Raw genomic sequence first — 12461 nt, 5'->3', positions numbered from 1 at the left:
GATTTCGCGGCACTAATCAGAGGCACAAAAAAGCCCGCAGGGCTTGTGCCATGCGGGCTTTCAGGACTTCATCGGATGGTTCTGGTAGCCATCGATCAAGAATTTGGTGGGCTGGCGGAATCTGAATCTTTTATTCAATATTATGTTTTATAAGTAATTTTATTAATTCAACTTTGGTTGGTATACCTAACCGTATACCAATCGCGTTCACTAAGGCGTTTTTCAAGTAGGTAAAGGGCTGGTTTTGCTTATATCGTTTCGCATGTTTCTAGCCCCGAAGCTCGCTTGACGTTACATAGATCGGAAAGGGACACGAAGTTTAGGCGTACTGAACAGGAAAACGGCATTCAGTGACGAAAAGCCCAATTACAAAACTGAAAATGTGATCTGATGATAGTCCGCTATGAGCGAAAACCGGACGCCCGCATAGTGTAAACAGGCGTCCGATATTCTGAAGTGGGCAGATTACTTAACCCGCTTCCCCGTTTCGTCAATGACCTTCTCGCCATCCTCTTTGGTAAACGCTCCTTTCTGACCTTCCTTTAGAATATCCAGCACTATTTCTGAAGGTCGGCAAAGACGAGTGCCAAGCGGCGTAACGACTAATGCAGGTCTGCGGAGGTACAGAGTCCTTCAATGCAGTGAACCAGTGACCTGCCTACCTTTGCGCGCGCTTGCTTCCCCGCCTCGCTTGCGCACATTAATACCCCATTTTTGTGCTCTTTCTGAAAGGCAGCAAAACTGCGCCATATACGACGCGGCACATCTTTTAGTTACCTTGAAAAATCGTGCAATTTTGCGCAAAATCATGCACTAAATCACAATTTAATCCTTATGAACTCTATAAATATAACAATCTATCATCATTCCACTTTTTTTTGATTTTTCCACCATGTAACATTGCTATCATTTTCAGCCACTTATTAAGAACTCCAATGACAAACTATGATTTTAGAGCACTCAATAATGAAGAGTTTGAAAGACTAGCTACAGACCTCTTAAGCAAGAGAGAAAATCTGCTTATTGAGCGTTTTAAATCAGGAAAAGATGGTGGAATTGATGGTCGTTTTTATCACTCTGGCGAAGTAATAATCCAAGTTAAACATTATGTTAAAACTGGTTATAGTGGATTATTAAGTAAACTTAAAAGCGAAGAAGTTGCAAAAGTTAAAAAATTAAAACCTAATCGATACATTTTCATCACAAGCGTTGGTTTATCCCCTGGTAATAAAAAAGAAATCTTCGATTTATTTAATCCTTACATTCTAAGCAATAATGACATCATTGGTCCTGAGTATCTCAATGATCTTTTAGCACTTCACCCCGAAATAGAACGGAACCATTACAAACTTTGGCTTTCCAGTACAAATTTTCTAATGAGCATGCTAAATAATGCTGCAATTCAAAATAGTAACTTCCTGATTGAAGATGCTAGGAAAGAATCATACAAATTCATCGAAACTAAGCAATTACAAAAAGCTTTAGATATTTTAGATGAAAACAAAGTTGTAATCATCACTGGTTTACCTGGCGTTGGTAAAACCACTCTTGCAAAACAAGTGATGCTTATGCATTGCAATCGCGACTATGAAATTTACCACATTGAAGGATCAATTTCAGAAATTGAATCTATATACTTTAAAGAGAGAAAGCAATTTTTCTATTTTGATGATTTTCTCGGCGCTACTCTTTTAGAAATTTTCACTAGAAACTCTGATTCTAAAATCGTTCAGTTTATTAAAAAAATCATTACCGACAAAAACAAAAAGATGATTTTGACGTCAAGAACCAACATATTAAACAGAGCTAAAAATCTCAGTGATATATTTAATATAGAAAAAATTGAAAAAAAAGAACTTGAGATAAATGTATCAGATCTTACTGATATAGAAAAGGCTGATATACTTTACAATCATGTTTGGCATAGTTCATTACCGCAGGAGTACATTGATACTTTTTATGATAATCGTAATTATTTTAAAATAATACATCATCCAAACTTTAACCCACGGCTTATATCGTTTATTACAGATAGCGATAGAATATCAGGAATCGATAGTTCGAATTTTTGGTCATATATCGAAAATTCATTAGACAATCCAGAAATGATCTGGTCGCACTGTTTCAATAATCAAACACGTGAGGAAGTCCTTGATCTGGTTTGCTTGGTTGTTTTTAATTCTAATAACATTGAAGAACGAGACTGTAAAAATGCATTAAAGTGCATTTTCAATATCAAATATAAAAATAACTTTCACTCCAAAGTAAACAAAATAGATGAATACATAAAAGAGTCAATAAAATCAACACTTAATAGAAGCCTGACACAGCTAGATAAAAATGTAATGATAAGACTGACACCATTCAACCCATCAGTGTCTGACTATATCATCAATCGCTATGCTACTGATGAAACCTCTCTTGCACTTTACTTTTCAGCCCTTAAGACAAATCAATCAATTAACACTTTGTTCTCTTTGTACAGCAATAGGAAAATTAATGCAGATGTATTTGTTTCAGTGCTGGAGTCAGTACTCAATGCTGTTGATCTTAAATGCTTAAATGATTACTCAATTCATCTTCTTCATTCGATTATAAATTCCAATTTAATCTCCACCAATAAAAACAGAATGGTCTATCCGAGCTTATTTTTAAACATTAAAGAAGAATATCTCACTTACGATTACGAAGTTGGGGAGTGCGTGTTATGGGCTGTAAAAAAGGCTGCAAGTCTATTTTCAGATAAATTCATCTCTGACTTTATAAATTATGCCATAAGGTCTAGTTGGAGATATACTCTTAACCATGACGATTACCTCCCCTTAGCACACTTAATCAACCTTCGACCTGCAATAAAAGGAGAGGAAGTTACTCATGAACTCATGGAACATATCAAAGAATATTGGCATGAAAATTATGACGAACATTTATCTGGAACAGGAAAAATTCAATCATTAGATGATGACGAAAGATCTAAAGCTGATGAAATTGCATATGACATGCTACATGATTTAATTAGTGAATACGATTTACCCTTTGATGACAATGAAATTGAATATATGTATAGTCAAGTTGATGCGTCTACACACCTCTATGACTCTTACGATTATGAGGATCAAAGAGATCGCTTCCATAGCCACAGAGATGAAAAAGAACATATCGAAAGCTATATAAACGATTTATTTAAAAAACATTAGCTAATTTCATAACTCACCATTTTGGCCACATATGAAAAATATTATTGCATAAATGCGCAGACCACCGGAGGCCAGCCCGGTGGTTTGCTGTTGATACATCATAATGCACAGCTGAATAGTTCAAAATTGATTTTTCAAAAGATTTCATTGTGGTGCTGCATCATCAACTCCCTTTTCCAAAAGTCCCATTTGGATCACACAAAAATCCACAACAGCCCCAACCATTTCGGTGTCTCTTTCATAGTCCTGCCGCAACTCTGCACTGCTGTAACTCAGCTTTTGGCCCTTATATTCCCAATCTCAGAGCATTGTTAGAATTGGACCATTCCATTCAAATCGTACACGCGTTTCCGGTTTAACTTTTCTGGCCTCCATCGTAAGTTGTCCTTTAATTGCCACATCCACCTGACCTGCCCCTACCGATTAGTACGTTCCGAACTTAGCATTGTCTGCTCTTGGCACTTGGCGGAAATAATACCTTGGGCATTAATCAGCACATCCTGAAGAATAAAGCGGGCGAGAAGTGCGCAGCTTGCCCTTCAGCGGCATGGAAGTGTCAGATGACGAGGAAGCAGGTACTTCAAAACATTTGAGTGAGCAGGAAGCGAGGTGCCCTTAAAAAAAGATTTTATGAAAAATACTTCACACTCTACACCTTTTATTTAATACTTTTAAATTCAACTAATTAGGTGGTGAAGTATGGGTGTAGAATCGCCTGAATTCTACACCACGGGTGTACAATAGGCGTAAAAAAACCGGCTTGCGCCGGTTCCGTGTGGCTCAGATGGCTGCCGGGTCATCACACTTTGGTAGCCAGTCGGTGTTGCTCTCCTCCGTCAGATCCAGATTGGTCTGGATCCCCAGCTTCGTTCGTCGCTTCAGGTAGTTCAGCCCGTATTCCCGTAAAATCCCTTCAAGCGCCAGGCCAAACATTTTCATGCTCAGCGGGTTCCTGTAGCCATTGGCCTCCATGTAGCACAGGTAAGCGTGATACAGATAGCGGCGTGGCTGTGCGGGCCGGATGCTGGCATTCCCCATATAAAGCGCGTTTGGCTCCGGTGCGGTAAACAGGTAGCCACAGAAGTCCACCATCGGATCGGCATCGCGCTTGATGCGCATTGCCTCGCCGGAGTTCTGCTGCGACTGAAGCAGTGCGCGGGCATCCTGCGGCTGACTGAACCGCTGCATCAGCTGGCGCACGATAACGGCCAGCTCTCCCCGGATTTTCTCTTTCAGCTGCGGATCGCGCTCGCTGGCCGCAACGATTTCCGGAAAATGAAGAATGACCCGGCGGCGTGACACGCCCCCGCTGCGGTCGGTGAAGCGCATCGGGTTGTTGTTCACCGCCAGAATAACTGCCGGGATATGGGTTGAGTAGGCGTCACGGTATTTCGGATCAACGGATACCGCATCGCCGCCGGTGATGGCCTTGATACCCGCACCGTCGCCGCTCCATTTCTCCTGGTCAGGCAGAATAATCAGTGAGTAGCCAATCACTGCCGCGCGTTCACGTGAAGACTCCAGCGTCTCGATGGTTGCAGAGGTGGTGTTATCCGTTCCGGCCAGCATGGTGGCGATTTCGGCCATGATACTTTTACCACTGCCACCGGGGCCGGTCACCTCAAGAAACAGCTGCCAGTCATAGCGGTTTGCCAGCACCATGAACAGCGCGGCCAGAATGATGTCGCGTTTCTCTGCACTGCGTCCGGCAGCCCGGTCCAGCCACCGCCAGAAGTGCGGCGCGTGTTTTTCCAGCGTCTCGCCGCCAACCGGTGGCGTGAAGTCCACATCACTGACGGTGCGCAGCCAGTAATCCTTACGGTGCGGGCTGAACGTCGCGGTGTGGGTGTCCAGAACGCCGTTACGAAAGCCAATCAGACGCCGGGCCGGTTCAGCCTGCTGCGGCACGATAAGTTTCAGCGTGTCGACGATAGCCGCCACCTTCGCCGATGAAAAGCTGGCCCCAACTTTAAGGAACAGGGCCGCCACCTCACGGCGAAACTGATTGCCGGGCATCACCTTCCACGCGCCCGCCCGGTAACGGCTCAGAATTTCACCACTGGCGTCCACGGCCAGTCGGTCACGATAATGTTCAGACACACGCTCCGCCTTGTCGCTGACGCTCATGGCTGAAAATTCCGCCTCGCTCATGGTGGTAAACGGGCTGGTGCGTACTGGCCTGGCCGCGTCGCTCAGCGCCCTGCGCGTTTCATCCGCGCCGTTCTGAATAAAGGCATCATTCCAGTCACCGAATACGGGTGGCAGGGCTACCGTGGCGTTGCAGGCTTCTGCGGCCTTACCTGCTTTTGTTTGCCCGTCACCGTTCAGGTCACGGTCTGCGGCAATCAGCAGGGGCAGCGTGGCGTGTTTTTCGCGGACAAGGCCAGCCAGAGAAAGGAGGTTCACGGACGACAGTGCCACCCACACTTCATCGCCGGTCAGGTTATGCACTGTCAGCCCGGTGGCGTACCCTTCTGCCAGCCAGATGCGCTTTGCCGGTTTATCACTGCCGAGAACGTGGCAGGCACCTTTCACCTGACCGCCTTTTAAGGTGCGCTTTTCACCGGCGGCGTTAATCAGCTGGACGTTGACCTGCTGTCCGGCCATATCATGCAGCGGCACCACCACGTCACCGGGACGGTAGCTGATGGTTGCCACCTTATGCGGCTTCGTCAGCGCCAGGGCATTATGCTGCGGCCAGCCCTTGCGGGACAGGTAGGCGTTACCGGTGGCTGCTTTCGACGTGCTGACCAGCTGCTGCGCCAGCATGGCGGCGGCCTGGTGGGCTGCTTCGGTGTCAGCCGTGTTTGTTCTCAGGAACTCAGGCTGTACCGGTGGCAGCACGCCGCTCAGCTCACTGACGCGTACAGCGGCCTCGCTCAGGGAAATACTGAGCGCCTTTTCCACCAGGGTGAGACCGTCACCGGCCCCGCAGTGGTTACAAATCCAGGTGCCGCGTCCGTCTTTATCATCAAAGCGAAAGCGGTCAGTGCCCTGACAGACCGGGCACGGCATATGGCGGTTTTTCACCACCGTCAGGCCCAGTGCGGGGAGGATGCGGGGCCACTGGCCCCGGGCGGCAGTGGCCGCCTCTGATACGGTCATTTTCATTATATTTTTCTCCCTCAGTGCAGTACCGGCACGTCTTTGAGACGTCCGCACAGTTCATCCATTACCACCTGTCCGAGAAAGGACAGGCATGGCGCGGCTTTCAGCGGCCCGGCGGCCATCAGGTCAGACAGCAGTGCACAGGCGATTTCCTGCCCACGCTGGGGTCCGTGCTGGCGCAGATAAAATCCTTCCAGCCCGGTTTCGATAGCGTGTTCAACACGCGCCAGCGTCAGGGAGTGATAGCGGTTCTGCTCATGGCACAGGGTCAGCCAGGCACAGGCCACCGCGCGGCGGTAAAGCGCGGCTTTTAAAGCGGGCGACAGGGTACGTTCTTTCATGGCTGCACCTCCTCATTCATCCAGCCGTCATGGCAGCGCGTCACCACGCCGTCCAGCTGGGCGGTCATCAGGTAAATAAGTGAGGCCAGCTGCGCATGCTGGTCAGCCGGTGGAGCTTCGTGGCAGTCCTGAATCCGGGTCAGGTCAGAAACCAGTTGACCGACGTTGCGGATATGGTCGAGGCGAAGAATATCTTCATGAGAAATGCTGGCGTGGCTCATGCGTGCACCTCCCTGACCGGCAGGCGGGCGGCCAGTGACAGAATGTAATCACGTGCAAGTGTCAGGCGCGCAGCGCGCTCACTGGCAGCCACGGTGCGCAGCATCTGTATACGGGAGTGGCGCTCACAGCGGCGCAGGGCGGCAAAAACAAAGACAAACTGAATATGTGGGGAATGAGTGACTTTAGCCATGATGGCAGTCTCCAATGAGTAGCGGTTAATGCCACCACCGGAGCTGCAAATCTCATGGGTGGTAGCCCGAACAGGGTTTGCAGTACCGGCCTCAATGGATACCGGCCAGCCCGAGGGCTGCCCCGCCCGGGCCACCATTATTTGATACAGACAGAGGCATAAAAGCCACTGCCCGAAAAATAGGGAAGCCGAAGCTACGACGTAAAAAAAGACGCATGGCGCGTCTGGTGTCGCCATTGAGTTGCACGGGCTGCAAATCCCGGCTGCCGATTTTGCGGCAGCGAAAGGAATGTAGCAGGAAAATGCCCCGGCAGGCAAGCCGGGGAAGCAGAAGAAAAATATCATAGGGTGCCTCAGCAGTAGGTGAGGGAAATACCGGCACGGGAAAGGTTTTCCACATCGGCCTTACCGGCGGATGCGTCCAGGCCCCCTAAGCTGAATGCAGTCTTTACACCCTGAAAACGCTGAACCAGACCCGGTTTGTCGACATCCGCAGCGATTGCCAGCGCCAGATTTCTGGCATCCTCAACGGATAAATCATGCGTTATGCCCCCTATGGTCAGCACAATCATGACAAACGCTCCTGACCGCGTGCGGCAATGCGATCATTCATCCAGTCGCCAACTTCACTGGCAACCCACGCCACATTTTTTCCGCCCAGCGAGACCTGCGCCGGAAAGGCATTGCGGCTGATGAGGTCGTAAACGGTGGAACGGGATAAACCACAGATATGCATCACTTCCGGCAGGCGGATAAAGCGTTCCTGAGCGGGCAGCGATGAAGGTAAAACAGGGGCCGCCGGAGCGGATGAGGATGCGGAAACAGTGTTATACATGGCTACCTCTCAGGGTTCCGTAATGAGCCGGGCGGACGTGCCCGGTCTCTGGTAGCTCTTTATTTTGAGTATATAAACGATGATCACAATGTTTGTTTTTTCAATAACAAACATTGACTTTTGGGCAGTACCTCCAGATGTAAACTCATGGCAATTAAAGGTAAACCCTGGCAATGTCGTTATTTTCTTTTAATCAAATCAGCTCTGTATTTTATTCCAAAGTGTTCTAAACATGCCGCTTTCTCTAAAGCACTCTGGGTGAACAATGATGAACAGAGGGTGAAGGATTATTTTCCGATTGTTCACCCCTTAATTTCCTGTATTTACTCTTTTTTTCTTAAGAGTGAACAAAGGTGAAGGATATATATAAAAGTAAAATCAGCATGGTGGGTTTACGAAGCCCTTTTCCTGGCTGGCCAGAAGAAGGTCTTTTTGTCTGGTCGCTGAGACAACGGCATCCGGTGGTTCAGCTGTGCCAGCCCCGGCACAATTGACTTCCCAAAACCGAAAAGGCAGGAAATAACATGACCGGCACCCAGCGCACCCCCGAAGCAGACTTTACCACCGCATTACCCGCCGCTACCCGACAGGCGCTTGAGAAAGTACAGACCGCTAAATCAGCATGGCTTGCTGCACGCAAGCAACAGACTGATGCCGCAACGATGGCCGCCACCATTAAACGACGCAGGCAAGAAACAGAAGCTGAAGCGAAGCTCATGAACGAGGAGTGGCGCGAGCTGTTCCGGGAAAACCAGGGCAGCATGACGCCGCGCATGAAGAAGCTGCGTACGGATATCGCACTGGCCCGCGAGACGCTAAACGAGTTTGATGAATTGCTGAACACACTTCAGACCGAAACGGAAACCCTCCCGTGGGCCTCCGGAGACCGGGCAAAAGAATACATCACTGCCCACAAATCATTGATGATGGTTTACTCGCACCACGTATGGTCACGGTTCATGGCAGAGCATGGTGAGGAAATGATGCAGGCCCTCAGCCTGCGGATGCACGCAATGGAGCTTTATCATGCCGGTGGCTATGAGGGCGTGGATGATGCAGAGACCAAAATTAAGCAGTTCATCCGGGGAGACATTACCGAAAAAGCGATGAAGCATTCTCCGTCCACCGAAGGAGATGCCCTGCTTTCGGGGATAGGACTCAGTGCTGAATCACAGGCGCATCACGATGCACGTAATGCGCCCAGCCCGATGACACGACATACACTGTTCATGAAGCGTGAAATGGCCGCGAAGGACACAGCACAATGAGGCAGGACTGCCAGCACAGCAACTCGCCTGCCAGACACTTTCGTTACCGGCAGCGTTCTGAAAGTCTGATACGCACCAGGGGGCCAGCTGATGGCGCTTAAATGCCCGGAATGCGGCACGGTATCGCACACGCGTACCAGCGCCTATGAATCTCCCACCGTCAAGCGAACCTGGTATCAGTGCCGGAATCTGGATTGTTCGTGCACCTTTACCGCGCTTGAGAGCGTGGAGAAAATCATCATGAAACCGCACAAGCCCGTGGCGGCAGAGCCTAAACCGCAGAATGACGTCCCGGTTCGCCAGCCGCAGACGCTGGGCCGCTATGGTTCAGCTAGCACCCGCAAAGACCGCCACGCACAACCCTGACAGAGAGGAAAAGCAGCATGACACAGCAGCAGATGACCGACGAACAGATTCAGGCCGCCGGCAATCGTATTGGTACGGCGCAGGCCAGAGTACAGCGGCCACTTAAGGAATCCGGATGGCTCCTGCGATTACCCGAGGCTGACGTTATCAGCCACACCACCGAGCTGGTGAAGGGCCTTTCCCCTGACTGGCGTTTACGTATCGAAGACCTCAACGTGAAGATGCTTGCCTGGCTGGAAGCGAGGCAGGCCGAAAATGCCGCCACTGAAAATCTCAGCGAGCTGCGCCAGCGTAAAACAGAAATGGAACAGGCAAGCCGGGACAACAGGGCGCGCTTCCGTGAAATGCTGGGACAGAATGGCGGCAACGTCACGCCGGATATGAAGGCACTGCGCGCGGAGTATCTGGAACAGCAGGAAACGGCATCAGACCTTGCCGGGCTGGTTGCCGAAAAGGAAAAGCAGCTGCCAGTACTGGCAGACGTGACCGGACGAAAGGCTAACGCTTACGTATTCTGTCATGAGGGCATCACGGATGAGCGCATTGATACGCTTATTGATGACTTCTTTATCATTCATGGCGCCGAGCTGAGCAGCCTGCTCAGGATGAAGTACAGCCAGTTTGAACGTAATGGCTCAACGCATGAACCGGGCGTTATTGAAGGTGCGAACGATGCCGACACGCTTTACCGTGAATATGTCCAGAACCTTATTAAGCAATGGACGGGGGTAAACCAGCCGCTGATGTTCCGGGATGACGTGCTGAGCGTGAGCGGTGCGCATCCTTTCAGGGGAGCCAGAACCGACCGCAGCAAGCGTAAACTTTTCTGAGCGGCAGACTCAGAGACTCACCGAAGCCCGGTCAGCCCCGGGCTTTTTTACGCCTGCTGCGTGAGTGCATGTCTATGCCGCATGAAAACGCATGACTTTCCGGCATCCCGGAACGGCAGGAAAGGCCAGCTGCGGCGCGGCACAGAGCTAATCATGCAGGTGCATGAAAACTGCTGCATAAAGCGGGCAGGCGTGGCGGGGGTACGAGAGCGCGCTCGGGGGTTAAAACGATATGTAGCCCCATTAAGTGGGTTATATGAACAAGCTTTAAACAGTGATAAGATTTATTTTAGAAATGCCCTCTTTAAGGATTGATCCATGCATAGAATAGTTAAGGCTCATCTTGATAGCTTCGTAAAAAGTTATGGACTTGAAAGTAATAATGAAGATGTTCAATTCGAATTGTTTTGTAATAAAGCCATGCTTTCCTCACGTATAAATGTTGACTTTGAACTAGACGATGTAACAACTGGTACAGGCGATGATGGCACAGATGGCGTTGCCATCATTATTGATGAAGAGCTATGCATTTCTCCTGAGGATGCAGCATCAGTATTTTCATCTCAGAGAAAAAATCATGATGTTGACCTGGTTTTTATCCAATCAAAAAGAAGCGAAGGTTTTGATCTTGGCGACTTTCTGAAGTTTAAGGAGTCAATTCTCAGGTTTGTTGATGAAGAGCCTTACTCCGCAGTAGACGATGTGCAAAAAAACGCGCGCTCCATATTTGATGTGGTTATAAAAAATGTTCCTAAAATACGAGGTGGTAAACCTACATTCACAGCAAAATACATTGCAACAGGAATTTATAAAGAACCCAAAGAACTTGAAAGTGCAAAAGAAAGTTTTGTACGTGAGGTTGAAGAACTTGGTTATTTTTGCAATGTAAGCGTAGAGTTCGTTGACAGAGATGAACTTACCAAAACTTGGATTGATACTTATTCAGTGGTTAGTGCCGAGTTACCACTTTTCAGTAATGCTGCATTGCCTAAGATAAATGGTATTGACGAGGCTTACTTAGCAGTAGTTAAGGCTAAAGATTTTGTTGATAACCTACTTATCACTGATGAAGGGGCGTTAAGAAATCATGTTTTTGTAGAAAATGTCAGAGCCTTCTTAGGCATAGAGAATCCTGTAAATGCTTCAATAGCTGAAACGATAAAAGATAAAAACGCCGCATCGAGATTCCCTGTTCTTAATAACGGTATAACTATTGTTAGTCCGGATGTGCGTCTTCAAGGTAGTATTTTACATCTTGATAATTTCCAGATTGTAAATGGTTGTCAAACATCGAATGTACTTTATGAATGTAAAGATGATTTAGATGATGATTTAATGGTTAATTTGAAAGTTGTAGAAACATCCAATGAAGATGTTTTTTCTGAGTTGGTCCGCGCCACAAATAGTCAAACAAAGGTTGAAGAAACTCAATTCTACTCTTTGAGACCGATAATTAAAAAGGTTGAAGCATATTTCGACACCTTTGAAGGCCACGATGGAAGACTTTACCTTGAAAGACGAGAGCGACAATATATAGGTCGAGATATTGCTGCTGTGAGGGTTTTTTCAGTTCATATGGCGGCAAAGTGTGTTTCAGCAATGTTCTTTAGAAGGCCTGATTTATCCTATAGATATCCTAAGCGAATGTATGAGTTGCTCGCTGAAAAAATATTCAGTGATGAAACTAAGGAAATTGTTTTCTATTCGGCCTGTCTAACTCTATATAGATTGCATTTACTTACATCAAATGCCGATATACCTCAGAATATAAGGAAATATAAATGGCATATTATGGCTGTTGTAGGCGCTCTCATCGCTGGAAAAGACATCCCTAAACCCGGCTCAAAAAAAATGGATGTTTACTGCACCAAAATTATTACTGAAATGACCAAACATGGAGACAAAATTAAAGCGACCTTCCAAAAAGCTGTGGATATAGTGTTATCAGTTGAGGATATAACTGATGATAGAATGAAACGGCAAGCCATTTTAGACGAAATGCTCGATAAAATATGATTGAAGGCGAGCTTAGCTCGCCTTAATAATTACTCTTCCAAGTGGCAATTCTTAAAATTTACAACATCATAATCAAGCCGTTTCGTAC

General features: G+C 47.6%; 11 protein-coding genes and 1 pseudogene. 5 read left to right on the top strand and 7 right to left on the bottom strand.

The genetic code is table 11. The features are described 5' to 3' along the window. Positions 1-465: 465 nt before the first annotated feature. A pseudogene (locus EA20_RS19515) lies at positions 466-606 on the bottom strand (arsenate reductase); the annotation flags it as partial. 329 nt (positions 607-935) lie between these two features. Here EA20_RS19515 and EA20_RS19510 point away from each other — a divergent pair. Further along, the gene (locus tag EA20_RS19510) at positions 936-3197 is read left to right on the top strand and encodes a restriction endonuclease (protein ID WP_024965448.1); all 2262 of its coding nucleotides are present in this window, start codon (positions 936-938) and stop codon (positions 3195-3197) included. Positions 3198-3977: 780 nt separating this feature from the next. Here EA20_RS19510 and EA20_RS0103125 read toward each other — a convergent pair. From EA20_RS0103125 to EA20_RS0103100, 6 genes are read right to left on the bottom strand one after another with little or no spacing between them, the layout of a single operon-like run. Next, entirely contained in the window at positions 3978-6308 is a 2331-nt protein-coding gene (locus EA20_RS0103125) for a primase-helicase zinc-binding domain-containing protein (RefSeq protein ID WP_024965447.1), read from the bottom strand. A 14-nt stretch (positions 6309-6322) separates the two neighbouring features. Next, entirely contained in the window at positions 6323-6646 is a 324-nt protein-coding gene (locus tag EA20_RS0103120) for a DUF5375 family protein (protein WP_024965446.1), read from the bottom strand. Continuing rightward, positions 6643-6867: a hypothetical protein gene (locus tag EA20_RS0103115; protein WP_024965445.1), complete on the bottom strand. Its 225-nt coding sequence runs from the start codon at positions 6865-6867 to the stop codon at positions 6643-6645. The genes EA20_RS0103120 and EA20_RS0103115 overlap by 4 nt, the downstream gene beginning before the upstream one ends. Next, positions 6864-7403 carry a host cell division inhibitor Icd-like protein gene (locus tag EA20_RS20065; protein ID WP_071995373.1) on the bottom strand — a complete coding sequence of 180 codons (540 nt, stop codon included), beginning with the start codon at positions 7401-7403 and terminating at the stop codon, positions 6864-6866. Before EA20_RS20065 ends, EA20_RS0103115 begins: the two co-directional genes overlap by 4 nt. Before the next feature lie 8 nt (positions 7404-7411). After that, entirely contained in the window at positions 7412-7630 is a 219-nt protein-coding gene (locus EA20_RS0103105) for a hypothetical protein (RefSeq protein ID WP_024965443.1), read from the bottom strand. Beyond that, on the bottom strand, positions 7627-7893 hold the full coding sequence (locus EA20_RS0103100; RefSeq protein ID WP_024965442.1) for an AlpA family transcriptional regulator: 267 nt from the start codon (positions 7891-7893) through the stop codon (positions 7627-7629). Before EA20_RS0103100 ends, EA20_RS0103105 begins: the two co-directional genes overlap by 4 nt. 524 nt (positions 7894-8417) lie before the next feature. Here EA20_RS0103100 and EA20_RS0103095 point away from each other — a divergent pair. The 4 genes from EA20_RS0103095 to EA20_RS0103080 all read left to right on the top strand — a co-directional run bounded on the left by EA20_RS0103095 (position 8418) and on the right by EA20_RS0103080 (position 12373). Then, positions 8418-9161: a hypothetical protein gene (locus EA20_RS0103095; protein ID WP_024965441.1), complete on the top strand. Its 744-nt coding sequence runs from the start codon at positions 8418-8420 to the stop codon at positions 9159-9161. Between the two features lie 90 nt (positions 9162-9251). After that, positions 9252-9527 (top strand): ogr/Delta-like zinc finger family protein, encoded by a 276-nt coding sequence (locus EA20_RS0103090; RefSeq protein ID WP_024965440.1) that lies wholly within the window; start codon positions 9252-9254, stop codon positions 9525-9527. A gap of 17 nt (positions 9528-9544) precedes the next feature. Then, on the top strand, positions 9545-10357 hold the full coding sequence (locus tag EA20_RS0103085) for a hypothetical protein (protein WP_024965439.1): 813 nt from the start codon (positions 9545-9547) through the stop codon (positions 10355-10357). A 318-nt stretch (positions 10358-10675) separates the two neighbouring features. After that, positions 10676-12373, top strand: coding sequence for an AIPR family protein (locus EA20_RS0103080; protein ID WP_024965438.1), 1698 nt, complete (start codon positions 10676-10678; stop codon positions 12371-12373). Positions 12374-12461: the final 88 nt, after the last annotated feature.

Source organism: Pantoea sp. IMH (assembly GCF_000599885.1).
Classification (GTDB): Bacteria; Pseudomonadota; Gammaproteobacteria; order Enterobacterales; family Enterobacteriaceae; genus Erwinia.
This window is presented reverse-complemented; position numbering and strand designations above follow the sequence as displayed.

Coding starts and splice junctions, on each gene's coding strand:
- EA20_RS0103080 (WP_024965438.1), top strand. CDS start 10,676: ATGCATAGAATAGTTAAGGCTCATCTTGATAGCTTCGTAAAAAGTTAT.
- EA20_RS0103085 (WP_024965439.1), top strand. CDS start 9,545: ATGACACAGCAGCAGATGACCGACGAACAGATTCAGGCCGCCGGCAAT.
- EA20_RS0103095 (WP_024965441.1), top strand. CDS start 8,418: ATGACCGGCACCCAGCGCACCCCCGAAGCAGACTTTACCACCGCATTA.
- EA20_RS0103100 (WP_024965442.1), bottom strand. CDS start 7,893: ATGTATAACACTGTTTCCGCATCCTCATCCGCTCCGGCGGCCCCTGTT.
- EA20_RS0103120 (WP_024965446.1), bottom strand. CDS start 6,646: ATGAAAGAACGTACCCTGTCGCCCGCTTTAAAAGCCGCGCTTTACCGC.
- EA20_RS0103090 (WP_024965440.1), top strand. CDS start 9,252: ATGGCGCTTAAATGCCCGGAATGCGGCACGGTATCGCACACGCGTACC.
- EA20_RS0103125 (WP_024965447.1), bottom strand. CDS start 6,308: ATGAAAATGACCGTATCAGAGGCGGCCACTGCCGCCCGGGGCCAGTGG.
- EA20_RS19510 (WP_024965448.1), top strand. CDS start 936: ATGACAAACTATGATTTTAGAGCACTCAATAATGAAGAGTTTGAAAGA.
- EA20_RS20065 (WP_071995373.1), bottom strand. CDS start 7,403: ATGATATTTTTCTTCTGCTTCCCCGGCTTGCCTGCCGGGGCATTTTCC.
- EA20_RS0103105 (WP_024965443.1), bottom strand. CDS start 7,630: ATGATTGTGCTGACCATAGGGGGCATAACGCATGATTTATCCGTTGAG.
- EA20_RS0103115 (WP_024965445.1), bottom strand. CDS start 6,867: ATGAGCCACGCCAGCATTTCTCATGAAGATATTCTTCGCCTCGACCAT.